Annotated in this window: 15 protein-coding genes; 7 read left to right on the top strand and 8 right to left on the bottom strand. The window is 65.6% G+C overall.

Features of this window, described 5'->3' with window-relative positions:
• Window positions 1–36 precede the first annotated feature (36 nt).
• From ABIE20_RS16690 to ABIE20_RS16715, 6 genes are all read left to right on the top strand, one after another.
• A complete protein-coding gene (locus tag ABIE20_RS16690) occupies window positions 37–261 on the top strand; it encodes an MbtH family protein (protein ID WP_038994517.1) in 225 nt (74 codons plus the stop codon).
• Window positions 262–270: 9 nt separating this feature from the next.
• A complete protein-coding gene (locus tag ABIE20_RS16695; RefSeq protein ID WP_429506005.1) occupies window positions 271–990 on the top strand; it encodes a thioesterase II family protein in 720 nt (239 codons plus the stop codon).
• 63 nt (window positions 991–1,053) lie between these two features.
• On the top strand, window positions 1,054–1,605 hold the full coding sequence (locus ABIE20_RS16700; protein ID WP_429506006.1) for a hydrolase: 552 nt from the start codon (window positions 1,054–1,056) through the stop codon (window positions 1,603–1,605).
• 29 nt (window positions 1,606–1,634) lie between these two features.
• Complete coding sequence (locus tag ABIE20_RS16705) at window positions 1,635–2,114, top strand: DUF1543 domain-containing protein (RefSeq protein WP_429506056.1); 480 nt, start codon at window positions 1,635–1,637, stop codon at window positions 2,112–2,114.
• A 73-nt stretch (window positions 2,115–2,187) separates the two neighbouring features.
• Window positions 2,188–2,856 carry a hypothetical protein gene (locus tag ABIE20_RS16710; protein WP_429506008.1) on the top strand — a complete coding sequence of 223 codons (669 nt, stop codon included), beginning with the start codon at window positions 2,188–2,190 and terminating at the stop codon, window positions 2,854–2,856.
• Window positions 2,857–2,916: 60 nt separating this feature from the next.
• On the top strand, window positions 2,917–3,996 hold the full coding sequence (locus tag ABIE20_RS16715; RefSeq protein WP_429506009.1) for a DUF1615 domain-containing protein: 1,080 nt from the start codon (window positions 2,917–2,919) through the stop codon (window positions 3,994–3,996).
• A 126-nt stretch (window positions 3,997–4,122) separates the two neighbouring features.
• Here the strand turns inward: ABIE20_RS16715 and ABIE20_RS16720 are convergent, their stop codons facing one another.
• Genes ABIE20_RS16720 through ABIE20_RS16755 form a run of 8 tightly spaced genes read right to left on the bottom strand, consistent with a single transcriptional unit; the run spans window position 4,123 to window position 10,232 of the window.
• Window positions 4,123–5,043 (bottom strand): metal ABC transporter solute-binding protein, Zn/Mn family, encoded by a 921-nt coding sequence (locus ABIE20_RS16720; RefSeq protein WP_429506010.1) that lies wholly within the window; start codon window positions 5,041–5,043, stop codon window positions 4,123–4,125.
• Complete coding sequence (locus ABIE20_RS16725) at window positions 5,040–5,939, bottom strand: metal ABC transporter permease (RefSeq protein WP_429506011.1); 900 nt, start codon at window positions 5,937–5,939, stop codon at window positions 5,040–5,042. The genes ABIE20_RS16720 and ABIE20_RS16725 overlap by 4 nt, the downstream gene beginning before the upstream one ends.
• Window positions 5,939–6,688 carry a metal ABC transporter ATP-binding protein gene (locus ABIE20_RS16730; RefSeq protein WP_429506013.1) on the bottom strand — a complete coding sequence of 250 codons (750 nt, stop codon included), beginning with the start codon at window positions 6,686–6,688 and terminating at the stop codon, window positions 5,939–5,941. The genes ABIE20_RS16725 and ABIE20_RS16730 overlap by 1 nt, the downstream gene beginning before the upstream one ends.
• On the bottom strand, window positions 6,685–7,602 hold the full coding sequence (locus ABIE20_RS16735; protein ID WP_429506015.1) for a metal ABC transporter substrate-binding protein: 918 nt from the start codon (window positions 7,600–7,602) through the stop codon (window positions 6,685–6,687). Before ABIE20_RS16735 ends, ABIE20_RS16730 begins: the two co-directional genes overlap by 4 nt.
• A gap of 14 nt (window positions 7,603–7,616) precedes the next feature.
• Complete coding sequence (locus tag ABIE20_RS16740; RefSeq protein WP_429506016.1) at window positions 7,617–8,186, bottom strand: DUF6162 family protein; 570 nt, start codon at window positions 8,184–8,186, stop codon at window positions 7,617–7,619.
• Window positions 8,183–8,497 carry a hypothetical protein gene (locus ABIE20_RS16745; protein WP_429506018.1) on the bottom strand — a complete coding sequence of 105 codons (315 nt, stop codon included), beginning with the start codon at window positions 8,495–8,497 and terminating at the stop codon, window positions 8,183–8,185. The genes ABIE20_RS16740 and ABIE20_RS16745 overlap by 4 nt, the downstream gene beginning before the upstream one ends.
• Complete coding sequence (locus tag ABIE20_RS16750) at window positions 8,497–9,033, bottom strand: thiamine pyrophosphate-binding protein (protein WP_429506019.1); 537 nt, start codon at window positions 9,031–9,033, stop codon at window positions 8,497–8,499. Before ABIE20_RS16750 ends, ABIE20_RS16745 begins: the two co-directional genes overlap by 1 nt.
• On the bottom strand, window positions 9,030–10,232 hold the full coding sequence (locus ABIE20_RS16755) for a PepSY-associated TM helix domain-containing protein (protein ID WP_429506021.1): 1,203 nt from the start codon (window positions 10,230–10,232) through the stop codon (window positions 9,030–9,032). The genes ABIE20_RS16750 and ABIE20_RS16755 overlap by 4 nt, the downstream gene beginning before the upstream one ends.
• 227 nt (window positions 10,233–10,459) lie before the next feature.
• Between ABIE20_RS16755 and ABIE20_RS16760 the strand changes: the two genes are divergently transcribed.
• On the top strand, window positions 10,460–21,538 hold the full coding sequence (locus ABIE20_RS16760; protein ID WP_429506022.1) for an amino acid adenylation domain-containing protein: 11,079 nt from the start codon (window positions 10,460–10,462) through the stop codon (window positions 21,536–21,538).

Raw genomic sequence — 21,538 nt, forward strand, 5'->3', positions numbered from 1 at the left:
TGGCGTGACGGGCCCAATCAATCGAGGAGACAGGCAATGACATCGGTATTCGACCGCGAAGACATCGTGTTCCAGGTAGTGGTCAACCACGAAGAGCAGTATTCGATCTGGCCCGACTACAAGGCAATCCCGGCGGGCTGGCGTACCGTGGGCAAAAGCGGCCTGAAGAAGGAATGCCTGGCTTACATCGACGAAGTCTGGACCGACATGCGCCCCTTGAGCCTGCGCCAGAAGATGGCCGAAACCGCTGCAGCGCAATAAGGGGCGGCTGTGTCTGCATTGACCCTGCTGTGCCTGCCGTATTCCGGTGCCAGTGCCATGGTCTACAGCCGCTGGCGGCGCAAGTTGCCGGCCTGGCTGAGCGTGCGCCCGGTGGAGCTGCCCGGGCGCGGGGCGCGCATGGGCGAGCCGCTGCTGACCGACATGCAGGTACTGGCTCGCCAGTTGGCCAGCGAGCAGCGTCTGGCGGCCAGCCAGCCCTACGCCTTGCTTGGCCACAGCCTGGGGGCCTTGCTGGCCTTCGAGCTGGCCCACGAGCTGCAGGCGCTCGGTTGCCCGCCACCGGTGGCGCTGTTTGCCTGTGGCACGGCGGCGCCAACCCGGCGCGAAGACTATGACGGCGGCAAGTGGCGCGAGCCCAAAAGCGATGAGGTATTGATTGACGAGCTGCGCACCTTGCAGGGTACGCCGGAGGAAGTGCTGGCCAATCAGGAGCTGATGAGCCTGACCCTGCCCGTGCTGCGCGCCGATTTCCTCTTGTGCGGACGCTACGTATATCGCCAGCGCCCGCCGCTGCGTTGCCCTGTGCATGTGCTCGGCGGGGAAGACGACAAGGCCAGCGAGGAGCAACTGCTGGCCTGGCGCCAGGAAAGCCTTGGCGACTTCTCGCTGGAGATCTTCCCCGGCGGCCACTTTTTCATTCACGAGCTTGAAGCGAGCGTGCTCGGCGTGCTCAGCGCTGCCCTGGAGCCCCATCGACTGTCGGCTTGAGCATTGACGCAGCGCGGTCTGATGGGCGAGCCTTGGGGTTTACCTCCAGCACAGGTGCGCATGATGTTGATCAAGCCGAACCAGGCCAGCTTGCTGGTCATCGATGTTCAGGAAAAACTCATTGGCGCGGTCAGTGATCCGGCCGGCACCCTGGCGCGCACGCGCTGGCTGTTGGCGGCGACCGCCACCCTGGGCCTGCCAACGGTGTTTTCCGAGCAGTATCCCAAGGGCCTGGGGCCGACCGTGGCGCAGCTCAAGGAGGCCGCGCCTGGCGCCGAGGTGGTCGAGAAGCTGCACTTTTCCTGCGTCGCTGCCGAGTGCCTGCCGCCAGCGCTGCTGGCCCGCGAGCAGGTGATTGTCTGCGGCATGGAAACCCATATCTGCGTACTGCAAAGCGTGCTCGGCCTGCTTGAGCTTGGCAAGCAGGTGTTCGTGGTCGAGGATGCCTGCGATTGTCGTGGCGCCCACAACCGCGACGCCGGCATTGCCCGCATGCGCGCCGCCGGGGCGCAGATCGTTACCCGCGAGATGGTGGTGTTCGAACTGATGGGCAGCTCTGCCCATGAGCAGTTTCGCCACATCAGCAAGACCTACATGGTGGGCGAGCAGCCGTGAGCGCTACACCTTCGAAGCTGTATGTGGTGATGCTCGGCGGCAAGCATCCGCGCGCCAGGATCGAAGTACACGATGTGGCCTTTGTTGTCGGGCCGTCGCTGGCGGCTTGCTACCCGCAGTTGCGTGAACAGTGGTTCGGCAGCGCCAAGGGCCTGCATATCGACTCCTGGCTTGAGGTCGACGGGCTAGAGGGCTTCAAGCTGGGCTGGTCGGACCTGCAACCGGCGCCCGGCGAGCCGCGCCTGTACTTCATCAACCTCGGCGGTTACGAGTCGGGCTGCTTTGGCGAGGCGCATCACTACCTGCTGGTAGTCGCTGCCAACAAGGAGCAGGCCAGGGCCAGGGGCAAGCAGCAGATGGCCCGGCACTGGAGCAAAGCGCACACCGACGCCCTGCTGGATGTCGACGATTGCGTGGCCATCGACCAGGTCGGCGGGCGCTATGTCAAGCTGCAGCCGGGCGCGCATGCGCCGCTGGCCCAGTACAGCGATTACCTCATCCTGTCCTGAGTCACGGGCCGGTGGTGTTGCGCGCTGCACTGCTTTACAGTGCGCGCCACTTCATTACTTACAGGATGTTCAGATGAAACCGCGTGCATTGCTGACTATCGGCTCGACCCTGGCCCTGGCCTGCCTGCCGTTGTTCGCCCAAGCCCAGGCCACCGTTGCCCAGGTCTTCAATGGTGAAATGCTCGGCACCAACCTCAAGTACTTCGAATCGGTCGCCGGCATCGCCCGTACCAGCTTCGGTGACACACACACCTACAAGGTACAGGGCTGCGAAATCACTGCAGACGCCGCAGGCGGCAGCATCAACGACCTGCGCCTGGAGCTGTCGCCAACCTGCAAGGCCGACCTCAGCTCGTTCATCGGCAGCTTCGCGCCAGCGGCCAACAAACCGCTGACCATTGCAGCCCTGCATGAATCCACCGGCGGCCCGCTGGAGTTCTACGCCGACTGCCTGGAGATGTGCGGCAACGCTGCCGACCCGTCGGTGTATGCCCTGTGGGAAGGGCCGCATGCGGTGGGCTTCACCCAGGTCCTGGCTGAAGTCATGCTCACCGACGACGCAGCCATCGCCGCCTCGAGCAAATGGGCAGACGAGATGAAGAAGCACAAGGGCGAAGATTTCGTCATGGAAAGCAAATACAACTGCGAGCGCAGCTTCGATCCGGTTGCCTTGCAAAGCTTCAAATCGGTAGCCATCACCGCTGTGACCATCGGTACGCAACTGAGCAAACCAGGCTGCTGATTGCAGTCCTGCCCGCGCGCCGCTACTGTGCAGCTATTGCCCGATGCGGCGGGAGGGCTCATGCAGGTATCCGGTTGGCTGGTTGTGATCAGCGTGCTACTTGCGCTTCAGGGGTGCGTCACCCAGCGCTCAGCCCCTGAGCAGGACCCGGCCAAGGTGCGCGCGCAGATCGTGCGCCTGCTGCCGGCCAGTGCCAACGACCGCGAAGGCTGGGCGCGGGATATCCAGGGCGCCTTCGCCGCGCAGCAGCTCAGCGCCAGCAAGAGCAACCTGTGCGCGGTGCTGGCGGTCACCGAGCAGGAGTCGACCTTCCAGGCCGACCCGAAAGTACCCGGCCTTGGCCGTATCGCCCGGCAAGAGATCGACCGCCGCGCCGCCAGCCTGCACATCCCCAAATTGCTGATCGACGCCACCCTGCAGACCCGCTCGCCGACCGGCAAGACCTACGGCCAGCGCCTCGATGCGGTGCGCAGTGAAAAAGAACTCAGTGACCTGTTCGATGAATTGATCGGTGCCTTGCCCATGGGCAAGACCCTGCTCGGTGGTTTGAACCCGGTGCGTACCGGCGGGCCGATGCAGGTCAGCATCGACTTTGCTGAGCAGCATGCCCAGGGTTATCCCTATACCTATGGCGGGACCATTCGCCAGGAAGTCTTCAGCCGGCGTGGTGGCATGTACTTCGGCATCGCCCACCTGCTCGGTTACCCCACCCACTATGACCGCCAGCTCTATCGCTTCGGTGACTTCAATGCCGGTTGGTACGCCAGCCGCAACGCGGCATTCCAGAGTGCCTTGAGCCGCGCCACCGGAGTGGAGCTGGCACTGGATGGCGACCTGATCGCGCCGGGGGCGATCATGCCCGGCAGCACCGAGCAGGCGGCCAGGCGTCTGGGGGTGAAGCTGGACTTGCGCAATGTCAGCATCCGCAACCAGCTGGAGAAGGGCGACAGCCTGGAGTTCGAAGACACTCGCCTGTACAAGGGCGTGTATGCCCTGGCCGACGGTGCGGCGGGCAAGGCGGTGCCGCGGGCGCAGTTACCGGGGATCGAACTGAAAAGCCCGAAGATCACCCGCAAACTGACCACGGCCTGGTTTGCCAAGCGCGTGGATGAGCGCTATCAGCGCTGTATGAAGCGATGAATCGGTGGTGAAGCTATCGCTGGCAAGCCAGCTCCCACAGGTTTTGCATTGACCCTGAAAACGGCACAATACCTGTGGGAGTTGGCGTTGCCGACGATGGGCTGCAAAGCAGCCCCAAACAGCCAATCAGCTACTCCCTGCCACCAACGCCCCCACCACCTGCTCGACACTGGCCTTCAACCCCGCCAGTGAATCCTGCGCATCGGTCTCCACCACCAGCAGCTTGGCCCCCGACGCGGCAATCACCTCGGCCACTTCCTTGCTCGGCTGCTTGTGATGCAGCACCAGCGCCACGTCCTGGCCCTTGAGCTCATCGCCCAGGCGCTTGAGCGCCGCTGCATCCCACTGGTCGTCGGCCACCTGCGGGTGATCGATCAGGTCCAGGTTCAGGCCGCTGACCAGGTAATCCAGGCGATCCGACAGGTTGACCACGCTGAGGTTGTCCGCTTCGGCCAGGCGCGCTTCGCTGCCGGCACTGAGCTCCAGTAACTGGCGCTTGAGCGCCGCCAGGTTGCTCTGGATTTTCGGCTGGTCGGCCGGGCTCAAGCGCCCCAGGTCGTTGGCCAGCACGTCGGCCATGCGCCCGAGGTTGCTCGGGTTCAGCCACGGGTAGCCGGCAAAGGCATTGTTGCCCTGCACGGCGATGCCCGGCAGGGCACCATCGACCGGCCGCGCGGCGTCGATCTCGACGATGCGGATATTGCTGCGCCGGGCCACCGGGTACAGCGGGTCGTCGCTCCAGATCGAGCGCAGGCCGATCACCGCGTCAGCGCTGCCAGCGGCCTTTTGCAGGCTGGCGCCACCGCGGCCGCTGAAGTACGAAGGTTGGCGCGAGGCCGGGATATTCGCCGGCGCTGCCCGTTGCAGTTTTACCGAGGTGCCATCAAGCAAGGCGCTGGCCAGGGTGTTGGTCACCGGCAGCGAGGCCAGGACGGTCACCCCGGCCGCTTGTTGTTTGGCCGCCGCCGGGGCGCTCTGGGCCAGGCTCAGGGGTGGCAGGCCGGCCAGGGCCAAGCCCAGGCACAGGTGCTGGAGTTTGAAGGTCATGCCGGGTTTCCTTGCAGGCGTGGAACAAGGCCGCGGGCGAGGGCGGCGAGGGCGAAGCAGCAGCCGGCGACGAGGATGATCGCTGCACCCGAAGGCACCGGCAGGTCGAAGACGATCGGCAGCAGGATGCCCAGCAAAGTGCTTAGCGTTGCGATCAGCACCGAGGCCCAGAAAAAGCCCTTGAGCGACTGGCTGATCAAGCGTGCCGCCGCTGCCGGAATCACCAGCAGGGCTCCGACCAGAATTGCGCCGATCACCTTCACTGCCGCCACGGTGACCAGGGTCACCAGCACCACGAACAGGTAGTCCAGGCTCTTCACCGCGACGCCGCGCACCGCTGCCAGTTGCGGGTTGAAGCTGGCCAGCATGATGCGGTTGTACAGCGGCAAGGCCAGGGCCAGCACCAGGCTGGCGACGATGCCGAGTACCAGCAGGTCCTGGCCGCTGACGGTCAGCACCGAGCCGAACAGTACGTTCTCGAGGATGTGCACGTTGATCTTGCCGGCCAGCATCAGCAGCAGGCTGGCGCCCAGGGCCAGCGACACCGAGAGGAACACGCCGATCAGGGTGTCGGGCGACAGCCCGGTGCGGTTGCGCAGAAAGTTCAGCAGAATGCCGAACAGCAGGCAGTAGCCGAACAGGCTGCCATAAGGGCCGGTGTAGGGTTCGCCAAGCAAGATGCCGATGGCAACGCCGGTCAGCGCCGCATGGCCGACCGCTTCGGAGAAGAAGGCAAAGCGCTTGACCACCACCAGGGTGCCAAGGCCGCCGAGCACCGGGCCGATCATCAGGCCGGCGAGCAGGGCATTGACCACAAAGCCATAGGCCAGGGCCTCGGGCAGGTAGCCAGCGGTGGCCCAGCCCTGGATCAGCAGGCGAAATTCTTCGTAGTTCATCAGGCGATGCTCTCGCTGCGCGGGTGGATGGAGAACAGGCTGAGCAGGCGGTCCGGGGTCAGCGCCTGTTTCGGTGGCGCATCGAACAGCACCCGGCGGCTGAGGCCCGTGACCCGGTCGGCCAGGCGTGCCACGGCTTCCAGGTCGTGCTCGATCCACAGCACTGTGGTGCCGGCGGCGCGCCACTCGTGCAGCAAGCGCTCGAACACCTGGATACCGGCCTCGTCCAGCGCCGACATCGGCTCATCGAGCACCAGCAATTGCGGCGCCGGGATCAGCCCCTGGGCCAGCAGCACGCGCTGGCGCTCGCCCCCGGAGAGGGCACCCATGCGCCGCTTGCGTTTGTCGAGCATGCCAACCCGCTCCAGCGCCGCGTCGATGGCCGGCGCCACTTTGCGTGACAGGCCAAGAAAGGCCGGGCGGCGCTGGCACATGGCGGCCATGAAATCATCCACGGTCATCGGCAGGCCACGGTCGAACTCCAGGGCCTGGGGTACGTAGCCGATGATCTGCTCGTCGCCCGGCCAGGTCAGGGTCAACTGGCCCTGGTGCGGCATCTGCCCGAGCAGGGTCTTGATCAGCGAGCTCTTGCCGCCGCCATTGGGCCCGACCAGCGCATGCACGCTGCCGGCAGCAACGTTGAAGCTGACCTTGTCGAGGATGCGCGTGCGGCCCAGGGTCAGGTCGACCTCGGCGAAGGCAATGTCCGGTCCGCAGGTGCGGTTGAGCAGCGGCTGGGCCACGGTCATGCCTGGGACTCCTTGATCGCCCGCACCACGGTGTCGAGGTTGCGTTTCATCTCGACTTCGTACTTCTCCTTGCTGTAATCGCCGTAGGAGATGTGCGTCAGCGGGTAGATCTTCACCCCCGATTCACGCTGGATGGTTTCGACGTAGGCCGAGGGGAAGTCCATCTCCGAGAAGATCACCTTCACATCCAGGGCCTTGAGCTGGTCGATGGTCTTTTTCAGCTGGCTCGGGCTGGGCTCGATGCCATGGGCCGGCTCCACCACCGCGGTGACTTCCAGGCCGAACTCGCGCACCAGGTAGTCGTAGGCGGCGTGGATGGTCGCCACGCGAAACTCGGCGCCCGGTGCTTCGGTGACCTGGGCCAGGGCTTCGGCACGCAGCTTGCGCAGGCGCTTGGCGTAGGCGCGGGCGTTCTGGCTGTAGTACTTGGCGTTGTCCGGGTCGAGCTTGCCCAGTTCGCGAGCAATGTTGTTGACCTGGGCGATGCTGGCGCTGATCGACAGGAAAGTATGCGGGTTGACCACCTTGCCGGCGCCGCGCGCGGCTACACCGGTGGCGGCCAGCAGCGGTACGTTGCTGTTCGATTCGATGGTGGCGATGGCGGGTTTTTCGCTGGCGGCGATCATCCGGTCGGCAAAGTCGTCATGGCCGACGCCGTTGAGCACGATCACGTCCAGGGTGCCGATGCGCTTGATGTCCTCGGCCCGTGGCTCGTAGGCATGGGGGTTGAAGCCGGCCGGAATCAGCGGCACCACCTCGGCCTTGTCACCGACGATATTGCTCACGTAGCTGTAGTACGGGTGCAGGGTAATGCCGATGCGCAGCGGCTTGCCGTTATCGGCCATAGCCAGGGCGGGCAGGGCGCAGGCGAGGAACACACTTAGAAGGCGACGGGCGAGGGTGGCGCGAAACATGGGGCGTCCTTGTGTCAGTGACGATGCTGGCGGGTGACGCCGGCGTCGTAATGGGCGGCGATCTGCTGCCAGCCGGCGGCGATCAGCGCGGCCTGGCTGAAGTCGGCAGGCACGGCGGCGGAGGGGCTGCGCTGCAGCCAGACGTCAGCGGCGCCGTCGTGGGCTTCGGGCACCAGCAGCAGGAAGCTGCCGGCCACCGCGCTGGCCTGGCTCAGGCCCAGGTAGGCGCGTGGTTGCAGCAATTGCCACTGGTGCTGGCCCCGGCTGGCGGCGCTGGCGTCAGCGACGAAGGGCGGGAAGCCTTCGTCGGCCAGGACCTCGACGGCCAGCAGTTGTGGTTCTTCGTCGCGGCGTGCCTGAATTTCGTCGAAGGCCACCCGCAGGTCGGCGTATACGCCTTGTTCGGCGGCAGTCAGGTCGCGGCGCGCATCCAGTTGATGGGCCTCGATGCTGACCTCGTCATGGCGTTCGCCGCGCAGGGCGACGATGCCGGCGGCCACCGCCAGGATCAGCAGGCTGACCAGCAGCACGTACAGGGTTTCATGCCCGGCGCCGGCCGGGCGCACCACTTGCACGCGGCTCATTGCTCGATATCTGCGTAGTCGATTTCCACCACGTGGCCGGGGCCGGCGTCGAACAGCACATAGAACTCGCCTTCAGGGCGCTTGAAGGTCAGCTTGGAGTTTTCACCCAGCTTGCCCGGCACGAGGATCTCTTCGTTGTAACCGATCACGTCGAGGGTTACCCCGGGCGCGCCGCTGCCGTCGGAAAAGCCGCCGGTGCATTCGATCTGCTCGCCATCGATCGGCTTGCATTCGCACATCGGGTTGTGGGCCAGGGCCTGGCCGGCAACGCCGAGCAGCAGCAACGGCAGGATCAGCTTGCGGGACTTCATCATTTGCCTCCTTGTTTGTTCAGCCAGGCGACGGTGGCCGGCGACGCCTTGCTCAGCGGTACGGCGGCCTGGTGCATGCTGCCGTCCCAGCCTTCGAGGGTGATCCAGACGTCGGCGTCGGCGCGGGTCTTGGCCGGGACCGGCAGGCCGGTGCTCATGCGGTACGGGGTGCCGAAGAAAATCGTCCCGGCGGCGCGCAGGCTGCGTGGTTTGCCGATGCGCAGGTAAGCGGCCTTGACCTCGGGAATGCAGGCCTGGCAGAGGGCCAGGTTGAAGGCCTTGAAGTGGCCGGCAGGGCCATCGGCGCGCGGTGCTTCATCGCGCAACTCGGCCAGTTGCACGCTCCACGGGCCGACCTTGATCTCACCCAGTTCACGTTCGCCCAGGCCGCTGTCGCCGCGAAACAGCGCGGCATCGGCAAAGTACTTGGGCATGAAGCCGAGCGGAATCAGCAACAACAGGACGTTCAGGTGAAAGCGCCATTTGTGCCAGAAGCGGCTCAGCGGGCTTTGCGGCGCAACTGCTGCCTTGCTCATAGGCTGGCCTCCGTGGCGGTGTCGGTAGCGGTGGCGGTTTGCTTGCGAGGCTTTTGCTCGCGCTTGAGGGCGGCGGCGGTGGCCTGGGCAGTACGTTTGGTCCAGATCAGCAGGCCGCTCAAGACCATCATCGATAGCACCAGGCCGAAGAATGCCCAGATCAGCTTGATCGCCAGGCCGCCGAAGTCACCGGTGTGCAGCGGACGCATGGATTCGGTGACGAATTCCAGGGCCGAGCGGTCGTTGATCAGGAACTGCGCCTCGACCTTGCTGTTGTACGGGTTGACGTTGACGGTCTGGAACATCAGCGGGTACCAGCCGCGACCGCCCAGGTAGACGTGGGCATAGGCATTGCCGGGCAGGGACACGAAGCTCACCTCAAGGCCCGGGATCTGTTCCTTGGCGATGCGCGTGGCGTCATCCAGGCTGATGCGCGGGGCCGCTGCACCCGATTCGCTGCGTGGCACGTCTTCCCGGGCAATCACCGGCACCACCGGTTCGGTGGAAATGGTCACGTGGTTGTCGGCCAGGATTGCCTGGATCAGGAACCAGGTGCCGGTGATGGAAATCACCGCAATGAACCAGATCGACCAGATGCCGCTCAGGCGGTGGAAGTCGCCCCAGAAGATCCGCGCGCCATGGTTCAAGCGCAGGGTCGGCTTAAAGAAACCTTTCCAGAACCGTTTATAGACCACCAGCCCGGTAACCAGGGACGCCAGCATCGGCAGGCCCAGCAGCGACACCAGGTACCAGCCCCAGCTGTAGCCATTGGTGAACGGCACCAGCCACCAGCCGTGCAGGGCACGGGTGAAGGCCTCGAAGCTGAACGACGGGCTCTTGCCCTGGATCGCCCCGGTGTAGGGGTTGACGTACAGGGTCGGTGCGCTGCCGTCAGGAAACACCACGGAGGCGGTGAGGGCGAAGTGCGAGCCATCCGGCTGGCTGATGAAGTTCACGGCCATGTCCGGCTCGGCCTTGTGCAAGGCATCGAGCACCTGCTGGAAGCTCAGCCGCTCGGCGTCGCCATCGGGCTTGCTGGCGCGCACATCGGGGTTGGCCAGCCAGACGATTTCCTGGCTCACCACCGCCAGGGTGCCGGTGACGCAGACGATCAGGACGAAAAACCAGATCGGCAGGGCGAGCCAGCTATGGACCAGGAACCACAGCCTGGATTTGGACTTTTTCGCTTTCTGGGACATTGCAGGTGTCTTTTCAGAGAAATTGAGGTCGAGCCGATGCTCAGCCTTGGGACTGCAATAGATAAGACGAACGAGAATCGTAAAACCCGCAGGGTTAGTTGAAAGCAAATGTTTCAGAGATTCCCGGCCGGTCTGGCGGCTTGCGCTTAATTTTCCTTCGCGGTCATCCGTTTTTCTTGAATTACCGGGCCTGCAGGCTCGTTGTTCCTCTGGATGGATGAAAGTCGATGAATGCCGAAGATGCTCGCAAGCTTGCCCGCCGATTCATAGAGTTGCCGCTGGAAAAGCGCCGGATCTTCCTCGAAAGCCTTCGTCGCGAAGGTGTCGACTTTGCCCAGTTTCCGATTCCGGCGCAGATTGGCGCGGCTGAACAGGGCTGTCTGTCGTATGCCCAGCAGCGCATGTGGTTGCTCTGGCAGATGGAACCGGGCAGTGGTGCCTACAACCTACCCAGTGCCGTGCGCCTCAACGGTGCCCTCAACCCGCAGGCGCTGGAAACCGCCTTCGCCGGCCTGCTGGAGCGTCACCAAACCCTGCGTACCGCGTTCATGCAGGGGGCCGATGATCTGCCACGGCGGGTGCCGGTGAGCCAGGCCCTGGACATTGCCCGCCACGATATCAGCGACCAGCCAGCGGAGCTGCGCGAAGCCTGGGTGCGGGCCGAAGCCGAGCGCCAGGCCTTGTTGCCGTTTGACCTGGCCCAGGGGCCCTTTCTGCGGGTGAGCCTGGTGCGCCTGGGCGAGCAGGCGCATGTGTTGCTGCTGGTCATGCACCATATCGTTGCCGATGGCTGGTCGATGAACGTGCTGATCGACGAGTTCATTCGCCGTTACGATGCCGCCGACCGTGGCCAGTTGCTGGAGCTGCCGGCCTTGCCGATTCAGTACGCCGACTATGCCTTGTGGCAGCGGCGCTGGCTGGAGGCGGGTGAGCAGGCCCGGCAGCTGGACTATTGGCGCGCCCAGCTCGGTGATGAACACCCGGTGCTGGCGTTGCCGCTGGATTACCCGCGCCCGCCGCGCCCTGGCCAGGCGGGCGCGCGGCATGAATTCAACGTGCCGCAAGGTTTGGCCGAGCAGCTGCGTGGCGCTGCCCGCCAGCACAACATCACCTTGTTCATGCTGTTGCTCAGCGGCTTCGGGCTATTGCTGCAGCGCTACAGTGGGCAGGACGACATTCGCATCGGCGTGCCCGTCGCCAACCGCAATCGCAGTGAGGTCGAAGGCCTGATCGGCTTCTTCGTCAACACCCAGGTGCTGCGCCTGCAGTTCGATCCCGGTGCTGCCGTCAGCACCTTGTTGCAACAGGCCAGGACCACGGCGCTGGGGGCGCAGGCGCACCAGGAGCTGCCGTTCGAGCAATTGGTCGAGGGCCTGCGGGTGGAGCGCGACAGCGCCCACAATCCGCTGTTCCAGGTGATGTACAACCATCAGCCGCAGGTCGCCGACCTGAGTGCCTTGCACACTGCCGGCGGTTTGCAGTTGCAGGCGCTGGAGTGGACCAGCCGGACCACGCGTTTCGACCTGACCCTCGACACCTTCGAGCGTGGCGGGCAACTGCATGCGGCCTTCACTTACCGCACTGAGCTGTTCGCCCCGGCAACCATTGCGCGCATGGCCGAACACTGGCTGAACCTGCTGACGGCCATGGTTCAGGCACCCCAGTCGGCGCTCGGCGAGTTGGCGATGCTCTCGGCGCAGGATCACCAGGGGATTGTTGAACAGTCAAGCCCGAGCCCGGCGCTCACCGAGCCACGGCTGGCCATCCACGCGCTGATCGAGCGCCAGGCCGCTGCCTGGCCGCAGCGCACCGCTGTGGCCTTCGCCGGGCGCAGCCTGAGCTATCAACAGCTCAACGCCCAGGCCAACCAGCTGGCCCGCCACCTGCAGGCGCAAGGGGTGGGCCCGGAGGTGCTGGTAGGCATCGCCGTGGAGCGCTCATTGGAGATGATCGTCGGCGTGTTGGCCATCCTCAAGGCCGGGGGGGCCTATGTGCCATTTGATCCGCAATACCCTCGCGAGCGCCTGGCATACCTGCTGCAAGACAGTCAGGTCAACCTGTTGCTGACCCAGCAGGCTCTGCTTGAACGCTTGCCGGCGCTGGATGCGCTGCAGGTACTGCTGCTCGATGACCGCCATGCGCTGACGGGCGCCTATCGCGACGATGACCTGCAACTGGCGATGGATCCCGAGCACCTGGCGTATGCGATCTATACCTCCGGCTCTACCGGCCAGGCCAAAGGCGTGACCCTGACCCATCGCTCGCTGGTCAACTATGTGCAGGGCATCCTGCAGACCCTGCCGCTGGCCGGGGCCAACAGCATGGCGGTGGTGTCGACCATTGCCGCCGACCTGGGCCACACCACCTTGTTTGGTGCCCTGTGTTCCGGGTGCACCCTGCATGTGCTGGACCTCGACCTGACCCTGGATGCAGAACGTTTTGCCACCTATATGGCGCGCGAGCAGATCGATGTGCTGAAAATCGTCCCCTCGCACATCGAAGCGTTGCTCAGCGATAGCCACCGTGGTGCCGGGTTGCCACGCCAATGCCTGGTGCTCGGCGGGGAAGCGGCCTCGCCGACGTTGCTTGCACGTATTGCCGACTGGGCCCCGGCGTGCCAGGTGATCAACCACTATGGCCCGACCGAGTCGACGGTGGGCGCACTGACGACGCCGATCGAACCGGGCGCACTGACGACGCCGATCGAACCGGGCGCGCGCAGCACGCCGGCGTTGGGCCGGCCATTGCCGAACCTGTGTGCACGGGTGCTGGACGGCAACCTGCAGGTGCAGCCGGCAGGCATCAACGGCGAGCTGTTGCTCGGCGGCGCCGGCCTTGCCCGCGGCTATCACCGGCGCCCGGGGCTGACCGCCGAACGTTTTGTTCCCGATCCCCATGGCCAACCCGGGCAGCGCCTGTATCGCACGGGCGACCTGACCAGCTTGCACGAAGACGGGCAGATCCGGTTCCACGGGCGAATCGATCATCAGGTAAAAATTCGCGGCTACCGTATCGAACTGGACGAAATCACCGCCTGCCTGCGGCAACAGCCGGCGGTCAGGGACGCCGTTACCCGGGTTGCCACGGTTGGCGGCCAGGCGCAGATCGTCGCTTACCTGGTGCTGGACGAGTCCGGGGCCAACAGCGGCGAGCAGGCGTTTACCACGCAACTGCGCCAGCGCCTGGGCGAGGTGCTGCCGGACTACATGGTGCCGGCGCAGTACGTCGTACTGGCGGCGCTGCCGTTGACCCTGAACGGCAAGCTCGACCTGCGTGCCCTGGCTGGCATTGAGTTGCAGGCTGTGCAGGTGCCCTATCAGGCGCCACAGAGTGCGCAGCAGGAACAGCTGGCACAAATCTGGGCACAGGTGCTGGAGGTCGAGCGGGTAGGGCTGCAGGATAATTTCTTCAACCTTGGCGGTCATTCGCTGTTGGCCACGCAGATCATTTCCCGGGTGCGCCGCTTACTGCAGGTCGATGTGCCGCTGCGCAGCCTGTTCGAGAGCGCAACGCTGGCCGAATTTGCCCGCCGGGTGCAACTGGCCGGCACGAGCAGCGCTCGCCCGGCGTTGCAGCGGGTGTCGCCGCAGCAGCCGTTGCCGGCGTCGTTCGCCCAGCAGCGCCAGTGGCTGTTGTGGACCCTGGAGCCGCAAAGCCAGGCGTACCACACGCCGATCGTGGTGCAGTTGCAGGGGCAACTGGACCGGGCTGCCCTGGAGCAGACCTTCGCCGCCCTGGTGGCGCGTCATGCAGCCTTCCGTACCCGTTTCAGTCAACAGGCCGGGGCCTTGTACCAGATCGTCGACGCCGAGGATCCGCTCACGGTGTGCTGGGAGCGCCTGGAACAGGCGGACAGCGCGCAGATCGAGGCCAGCATCAGCACCGAAATAGCCACCTTGTTCGACCTCGAACAGGGTCCGCTGTTGCGGGTCAAGGTGCTGGAAGTGGCGGCCGGGCATTTCATCCTGGTAGTGACCCTGCACCACATCATCTGCGACGGTTGGTCGATGGGCATACTGGGGCGTGAGTTCGCTGCCCTGTATGGTGCATTCCAGCGCCAGCAGCCACTGACCCTGGCGCCGCTGGCGGTGCAGTACGCTGACTACGCACACTGGCAGCGCCAGTGGCTTGAGGGCGGCGAGATGGCGCGCCAGCTGGATTACTGGCGTGAGCAACTGGGCAGCGAGCATCCGGTACTGGAGCTGGCCACCGACCACCCGCGCCAGGCCGGCCAGCACTACCGCGAAGGGCGGGTCGACCTGCGCCTGCCCGTGGCGCTCGAGCAGCGCCTGCGCCAGTTGGCGCGGCGCAACAACCTGACCCTGTTCCAGCTGTTCATCGCCTCGTTTGCCCTGCTGCTGCAACGCTACAGCGGCCAGGACGATATCCGCATCGGCATGCCGATCAGCAACCGCAACGCCGAGGAACTCGAAGGCCTGGTGGGTTTTTTCGTCAACACCCTGGTGATGCGCCTGCCGCTGTCGGCGCAGGCCTCGGTCAATGACCTGCTGGCTCAGGCGCGCGATACCGCGCTGGCCGCCCAGGCTCATCAGGACCTGCCGTTCGACAAACTGGTCGAGGCGCTCAACCCCCAGCGCAGCCTGCAGCACAACCCGTTGTTCCAGGTGATGTACAACCACCTGAACACCGTCGGTGCGGCGGCAGCCGGCAGCAGCCTGCCGCAGTTGAGTGCCCGGGAAATACTGTTGCCGGGTGCCATGGCGCAGTTCGAGCTGACCCTGGAGACCCTGGAAACCGATCATGGCATCCAGGCCGCGTTCCTCTACGCCGCCGAGCTGTTCAATGCATCGACCATCAACACCATGGCCGAGCATTGGCTGAACCTGCTCTGGGCCATGGTCGAGCAGCCCGAGCAAGCGATTGGCCAGTTGCGTCTGCAGGATGAGCAGCAGTGGCAGGCGATGCTGGCCGGCGCCCAGGGCCAGGCACCGGCAGTGCGTGCCGAATCGCTACTCGAGCTGTTTGCCGCGCGAGTGCAGCAGCAGCCCGAGGCGTTGGCACTGATCGAGGACGAGCAGCGCCTGAGCTACGCCGAACTCGATCGCCGCAGTAATTGCCTGGCGCGCCGCCTGCGCGCTGCCGGGGTTGGCCCGCAGGTGCGCGTGGGGCTGGTCGCCGAGCGCGGCATGGCGCTGGTGAGCGCACTGCTGGCGATCTTCAAGGCGGGCGCTGCCTATGTGCCGCTGGACCCGCAGTATCCCCCCGAGCGCCTGAACTACATGCTCGAGGACAGCGGTGTGCACCTGCTGCTTGGCCACCGGCATCTGCTCGAAAGCTTGAGGCTGGCCAGTACCTGCCAGCGCCTGGTGCTGGAAGACCAGCAGGGCAGTGACTCGGACGCGCCTCTGGAGCAGGTGAGCGTTTCGCCACAGAGCCTGGCCTACGTCATTTATACCTCCGGTTCCACCGGCCAGCCCAAGGGGGTGGCGGTGGAGCATGGCGCCCTGGCCATGCATTGCCAGGCGGCGGCAGCGCGTTACGCACTGAGCGCCGAAGACCGCCTGCTGCAGTTCGCCTCGGTGAGCTTCGATGCCGCCGCCGAGCAGATCTTCATGGCGCTGATCCAGGGCGCGGCGCTGCTGGTCGGCGATGTTACCCACTGGAGCTATGAAGAACTCTGCGATCAGGTTCGAGCGCATGGCCTGAGCGTCCTCGACCTGCCACCCAGCTACCTCACCCGCATCATCGGCGCAGCGGCCCCGGGCAGCCCGGCGCTGAACGTGCGCGCCTGCATTCTTGGCGGGGAAGCCTGGAGCCAGCAACAACTGGCGGCGCTTGAGCCTTTGCGGGGCGTACAGCTGTACAACGCCTACGGCCCCACCGAAGCTGTGATCAGCCCATTGATCTGGGCCTGCGAGCCCTCGGGCGAAGCGTCCGCGTATGCGCCTATCGGCAGCCCGGTAGGGGCGCGCTCGGCCTACCTGCTCGATGCCCAGCTCAACCCGGTGCCCCGGGGAGTCGTTGGCGAGTTGTATCTGGGCGGCGAGGGCCTGGCCCGTGGCTACCTGCGACGCCCCGGCCTGACGGCGCAGCAGTTCGTGCCCGACCCGTTCGGCGCCTTTGGTGAACGCCTGTACCGCAGTGGTGACCTGGGTCGGCAGCGCGCCGACGGGGTTATCGAATACTTTGGCCGTATCGACCAGCAAGTGAAGATTCGCGGCCTGCGCATCGAACTGGGCGAGATCGAGTCGCAGTTGCGCGAACATCACCAGGTTAGTGCTGTGGCGGTACTCGCCCAGCCTGGCGCCCAAGGACCGCAACTGGTGGCCTATGTCGTCGCGCCGGGGGCGGACGATTTGTTGCTGAGCGCGCTCAAGGCGCACTTGCGTGGCCGCCTGCCGGAGCACATGCAGCCTGTGCACTGGCTGTTGCTCGAAGACCTGCCGCTGAACGCCAACGGCAAGCTCGACCGCCAGGCCCTGCCGCTGCCGCAGGTGGCGACCACGGCGGTGTTCCAGGCGCCGGGCAATGACCTGGAAACGCAACTGGCGGCTATCTGGGCGGATGTGCTCAAGCGCGAACAGGTGGGGGTGCAGGACAACTTCTTCGAACTGGGCGGCGACTCTATCATCTCCATCCAGGTGGTCAGCCGCGCTCGCCAGGCCGGTATCCACTTCAGCGCCAAGGCGCTGTTCCAGTACCAGACGGTACAGGGTGTGGCCGCTGTAGCCACGCGTGGCGAGGCGCCAACAGCGGTGGCCCGCGGCGAGGTCAGTGGCGAGCAGATCCTGCTGCCGATCCAGCAGGCGTTTTTTGCCGAGGCCATCACCGCACGCGCGCACTGGAACCAGTCGGTGCTGCTGGAACCCCGCCAGCCTCTGGACCCACAACACCTGGAGCAGGCCCTGCAAGCGCTGGTCAAGCACCACGATGCACTGCGCTTGCGTTTTGTCGAAACAGCCCAGGGCTGGAGCGCACATTATGCCCAGGCGGTCTCGGCAGACTTGCTGTGGCAAGCCCAGGTACAGGACAGCGCCGGGTTGACTCGTGTCTGCGATGAAGCCCAGCGCAGCCTTGACCTGGCCCACGGCCCATTGCTGCGCGGTGTTTTGATGACCTTGGCCGATGGCAGCCAGCGTCTGTTCCTGGCCATTCATCATCTGGTGGTGGACGGGGTGTCGTGGCGCATCCTGTTTGAAGACCTGCAAAACGTTTACCCGCAACTGCAGGCGGGCCAGGCCCTTGAGCTGCCGGCGCGCACCAGTGCCTACCAGGGCTGGGCCGAACACCTGCAAAGCCTGGCTGACAGCCCGCAACTGCGCGCGGAGTTGGCGTTCTGGCAGGCCCAGGGCGAAGGTGCAGGCCGCCCGTTGCCCGGCAGCCGGTCACTGGCGCCTGCGCTCAATCGCCATGCGCAAACGCTGTACAGCCGCCTGGATGCGGCCACCACCCGCCAGTTGCTGCAACAGGCGCCACAGGCCTACCGCACCCAGGTCAACGACCTGCTGTTGACGGCGCTGGCGCAGGTGATCTGCCGCTGGACCGGTGAACCCAGCCTGCACATCCAGCTTGAAGGCCATGGCCGTGAAGAGCTTTTCGAAGGCCTGGACCTGAGCCGCACGGTGGGTTGGTTCACCAGCCTGTTCCCGTTGCGCCTGACACCGCAGGCCGAGGCGGGCGCGTCGCTCAAGGCCATCAAGGAGCAACTGCGTGCAGTGCCGAACAAGGGCATTGGTTACGGCCTGCTGCGCTACCTCGGCGATCCGGCTAGCCGCCAGCAACTGGCGGCATTGCCCGCTGCACCGATCATCTTCAACTACCTGGGGCAGTTCGATGGCAGCTTCGCCGACGCCCAGGCCCTGCTGCGTCCGGCCGGCGACAGTGGCAGCCGCGACCAGGACCTGGAGGCACCGCTGGGCGCCGCGCTGACCCTCAATGGCCAGGTCTATGAGGGCCAGCTGAGCCTGGGCTGGACCTTCAGCAGCGAAATGTTCGAGCCGGCGCTGATCGCCCGCCTGGCTGAGGATTACAGCAGCACCCTGCAAGCGTTGATCGAGCACTGCTGCACCCGCCAACAGGGCAGCCTGACCCCCTCGGATGTGGCGTTGGCAGGCCTGGACCAGGCACAGCTGGACAGCCTGCCGGTGGCGCTGGGCGAAATCGACGACCTGTATCCACTGTCGCCGATGCAGCAGGGCATGTTGTTCCATGCCCTGTATGCCCAGGGCAGCGGTGACTACGTCAACCAGATGCAGGTCGAGGTGCGCGGGCTCGAGGTAGCGCGCTTCCGTCAGGCCTGGCAACAGACCCTGCAGGCCCATGACATCCTGCGCAGCGGTTTTATCTGGCAAGGCGAGTTGCCCCAGCCGCTGCAGTTTGTGCGCAAGCAGGTCGAACTGCCCTTCAGCGAATTCGACTGGCGCAGCCGCACTGACCTCGACCAGGCCGTACAGGCCCTGGCGCGCAGTGACCGGGAGCAGGGCTTCGACCTGCAGCAGGCGCCGTTGCTGCGCCTGAGCCTGGTGCGCTGCGATGAAGACCGCTACCAGTTCATCTACACCAACCACCATATCCTCATGGATGGCTGGAGCTATGCGCAGTTGCTCGGCGAGGTGCTCGAACGCTACCACGGCCAGACTCCATGGGTAGCCGCCGGGCGTTACCGGGACTACATCGCCTGGTTGCTGGCGCAGGATGCCGCGGCCAGCGAAGCGTTCTGGCGTGAACGTCTGGCCGGGCTGGAGGCGCCGACGTACCTGGCGCCAGCCTTGGCCGCCTTCGGTGAAGCGGGTGAGGCGGGCGGGCGTGCCACTCATGCGCAGCAGCTCGAGCCAGCACACACCGAGGCCCTGGTCAGCTTTGCCCGGGCCAGCAAAGTCACCGTCAACACGCTGGTGCAGGCGGCCTGGCTGTTGTTGCTGCAACGCTACACCGGCCAGGCCAGCGTGGCCTTCGGCGCCACGGTTGCCGGGCGCCCGGCCCAGGTGCCCGGCGCCGATCGGCAGATCGGCCTGTTCATCAATACCTTGCCGGTGATCGCCCAGCCGCAACCGTTCTTTACCGTTGGCCAGTGGCTGCAGCAGGTGCAGGCGCTGAGCCTGACCATGGCTGAACATGAAGCCACGCCGTTGTTTGAAATCCAGCGCTGGGCGGGTTCGGGCGGTGAGGCGCTGTTCGACAGCCTGCTGGTGTTCGAGAACTATCCGGTTGCCGAAGCCTTGCAGCGCCAGGCCGACAGCGGCCTGCAGTTTGGCCCGCTGCGTAGCCACGAGCAGACGCACTATCCGCTGGCCCTGGCGGTGGAGCTGGGGGAATCCCTGCACCTGGGCTTCGACTACGCCACCGGGCAATTCAGCCCGCAGGCGGTACAGCGGCTGGGGGCGCATTTGCTCAACGTGCTGGAGCAGTTTGCGGCCGGTACGGGTGTGCGCCTGGGCGAGATCGCCTTGCCGCTGGCCAGTGAGCTGGCCCAGGCCCGGCAGCGCAACCTGCAACAAGGGCAGGGCGACTACCCACTGGTGCATCAGCGCATCGCCCATTGGGCCCGGCAACAGCCGCAGCAGCCGGCAGTACTGCAAGGCGAGCGGGTCCTGAGCTTTGCCGAACTGGAGCGCCGCGCCAATCAGCTGGCCCACGCCCTGATCGCCCGCGGCGTAGGCCCGGAAGTGCGGGTAGCCGTGGGGCTGGGCCGCGATGAATCGATGCTGGTGGCGCTGCTGGCGGTGCTCAAGGCCGGCGGTGCCTATGTGCCGCTGGATATCAGCTACCCGGCCGAGCGCCTGGCCTATCTGCTCGACGACAGCGCCGCGGCGTTGCTGCTCAGTGATTCGCGCCTGGCCTGGGAGGTGTCACTGCCCGCTCAGCTCGAGGTGCTGTACCTGGATCGCCTGGCCCTTGACGACTGGCCACAGCAGGCGCCGGCGGTCAATATCGAGCCCGACAACCTGGCCTACATCATCTACACCTCCGGCTCCACCGGCCAGCCCAAGGGTGTCGCCGTGGCCCATGGACCGCTGGCCATGCACTGCGCACGGATCGGTGAGCGCTATGGCATGAGCCCCTGCGATTGTGAGCTGCTGTTCATGTCGTTTGCCTTCGACGGTGCCCACGAGCGCTGGCTCACCACCCTGACCCATGGCGGGCGCTTGCTGCTGCGCGATGACAACCTGTGGACCCCGGAGCAGACTTTCGCCGCGCTGCACCGCTACGGGGTGACGGTGGCCGCGTTCCCGCCGGTGTACCTGCAGCAACTGGCCGAGCAAGCCGAGCGCAGCGGCAACCCGCCAGCGGTACGAATCTACTGCTTTGGTGGCGATGCCGTGGCCCAGGCCAGCTTCGAGCTGGCACGGCGGGCGCTCAAGCCCGAATTCATCATCAATGGCTACGGCCCGACTGAAACGGTAGTTACCCCGCTGATCTGGAAAGCGGCGGCGAGCGACACCTGCGGTGCGGCCTATGCGCCGATTGGCGACCGGGTTGGCGAGCGTAGCGTGCAGGTGCTCGACGCCGCGCTGAACCTGTTGCCCGATGGCCTGGCGGGTGAACTGTACCTGGGCGGCTATGGGGTGGCGCGCGGCTACCTGAACCGCCCGGGGCTGACTGCCGAGCGCTTCGTCCCCGACCCGACCGGCAGTGTCGGTGGCCGCCTGTACCGCTCCGGCGACCTGGTGCGCCAGCGCGCCAGTGGCATCGTCGATTGCCTGGGGCGTATCGACCACCAGGTCAAGGTGCGTGGTTTCCGGATCGAACTGGGCGAGATCGAGGCCTGCCTGCAAGCCCAGCCAGGCGTTGCCGAGGCGGTAGTGGTGGCCCATGACGGCGCCCATGGCAAGACCCTGGTCGGTTACCTGGTCGCGGACCGCGACGCACCGGTAAATGAGCCGGCAACCTGGCTCAGGGCACTGAAGGCGCAGCTGCAAAGCCAGCTGCCGGCCTACATGGTGCCGAGCCAGTTGTTGCCGCTTGATCGTCTGCCCGTGACCCCCAACGGCAAGCTTGACCGCAAGGCCTTGCCTGCGCCCCAGGCGCTGCAAGGCAATGAGCATTACCAGGCGCCGGCCAGTGATTTGCAGCGCCGACTGGCAGTGATCTGGCAGCAGGTACTCAAAGTCGAACGGGTCGGTCTGCTGGATAACTTCTTCGAACTCGGCGGGCACTCGCTGCTGGCCACCCAGGCCACCGCCCAGGCGCAACTGGAGCTGGGGGTGGACCTGGCCCTGGAACTGATTTTCAAGGCCCACAGCCTGGCTGAATACGCCGAGGCAGTGGCTGCGTGCATGACATCGAATCGAGAGGAAGACCTGAGCGACATGTTTGACTTTCTCAACGAACTGGAGGCGAACTGA

Origin of the sequence: Pseudomonas sp. 2835, assembly GCF_050435905.1 — a bacterium.
Classification (GTDB): Bacteria; Pseudomonadota; Gammaproteobacteria; order Pseudomonadales; family Pseudomonadaceae; genus Aquipseudomonas.

Coding starts and splice junctions, on each gene's coding strand:
- ABIE20_RS16690 (WP_038994517.1), top strand. CDS start 37: ATGACATCGGTATTCGACCGCGAAGACATCGTGTTCCAGGTAGTGGTC.
- ABIE20_RS16700 (WP_429506006.1), top strand. CDS start 1,054: ATGTTGATCAAGCCGAACCAGGCCAGCTTGCTGGTCATCGATGTTCAG.
- ABIE20_RS16705 (WP_429506056.1), top strand. CDS start 1,635: ATGCTCGGCGGCAAGCATCCGCGCGCCAGGATCGAAGTACACGATGTG.
- ABIE20_RS16710 (WP_429506008.1), top strand. CDS start 2,188: ATGAAACCGCGTGCATTGCTGACTATCGGCTCGACCCTGGCCCTGGCC.
- ABIE20_RS16715 (WP_429506009.1), top strand. CDS start 2,917: ATGCAGGTATCCGGTTGGCTGGTTGTGATCAGCGTGCTACTTGCGCTT.
- ABIE20_RS16720 (WP_429506010.1), bottom strand. CDS start 5,043: ATGACCTTCAAACTCCAGCACCTGTGCCTGGGCTTGGCCCTGGCCGGC.
- ABIE20_RS16725 (WP_429506011.1), bottom strand. CDS start 5,939: ATGAACTACGAAGAATTTCGCCTGCTGATCCAGGGCTGGGCCACCGCT.
- ABIE20_RS16730 (WP_429506013.1), bottom strand. CDS start 6,688: ATGACCGTGGCCCAGCCGCTGCTCAACCGCACCTGCGGACCGGACATT.
- ABIE20_RS16735 (WP_429506015.1), bottom strand. CDS start 7,602: ATGTTTCGCGCCACCCTCGCCCGTCGCCTTCTAAGTGTGTTCCTCGCC.
- ABIE20_RS16740 (WP_429506016.1), bottom strand. CDS start 8,186: ATGAGCCGCGTGCAAGTGGTGCGCCCGGCCGGCGCCGGGCATGAAACC.
- ABIE20_RS16745 (WP_429506018.1), bottom strand. CDS start 8,497: ATGAAGTCCCGCAAGCTGATCCTGCCGTTGCTGCTGCTCGGCGTTGCC.
- ABIE20_RS16750 (WP_429506019.1), bottom strand. CDS start 9,033: ATGAGCAAGGCAGCAGTTGCGCCGCAAAGCCCGCTGAGCCGCTTCTGG.
- ABIE20_RS16755 (WP_429506021.1), bottom strand. CDS start 10,232: ATGTCCCAGAAAGCGAAAAAGTCCAAATCCAGGCTGTGGTTCCTGGTC.
- ABIE20_RS16760 (WP_429506022.1), top strand. CDS start 10,460: ATGAATGCCGAAGATGCTCGCAAGCTTGCCCGCCGATTCATAGAGTTG.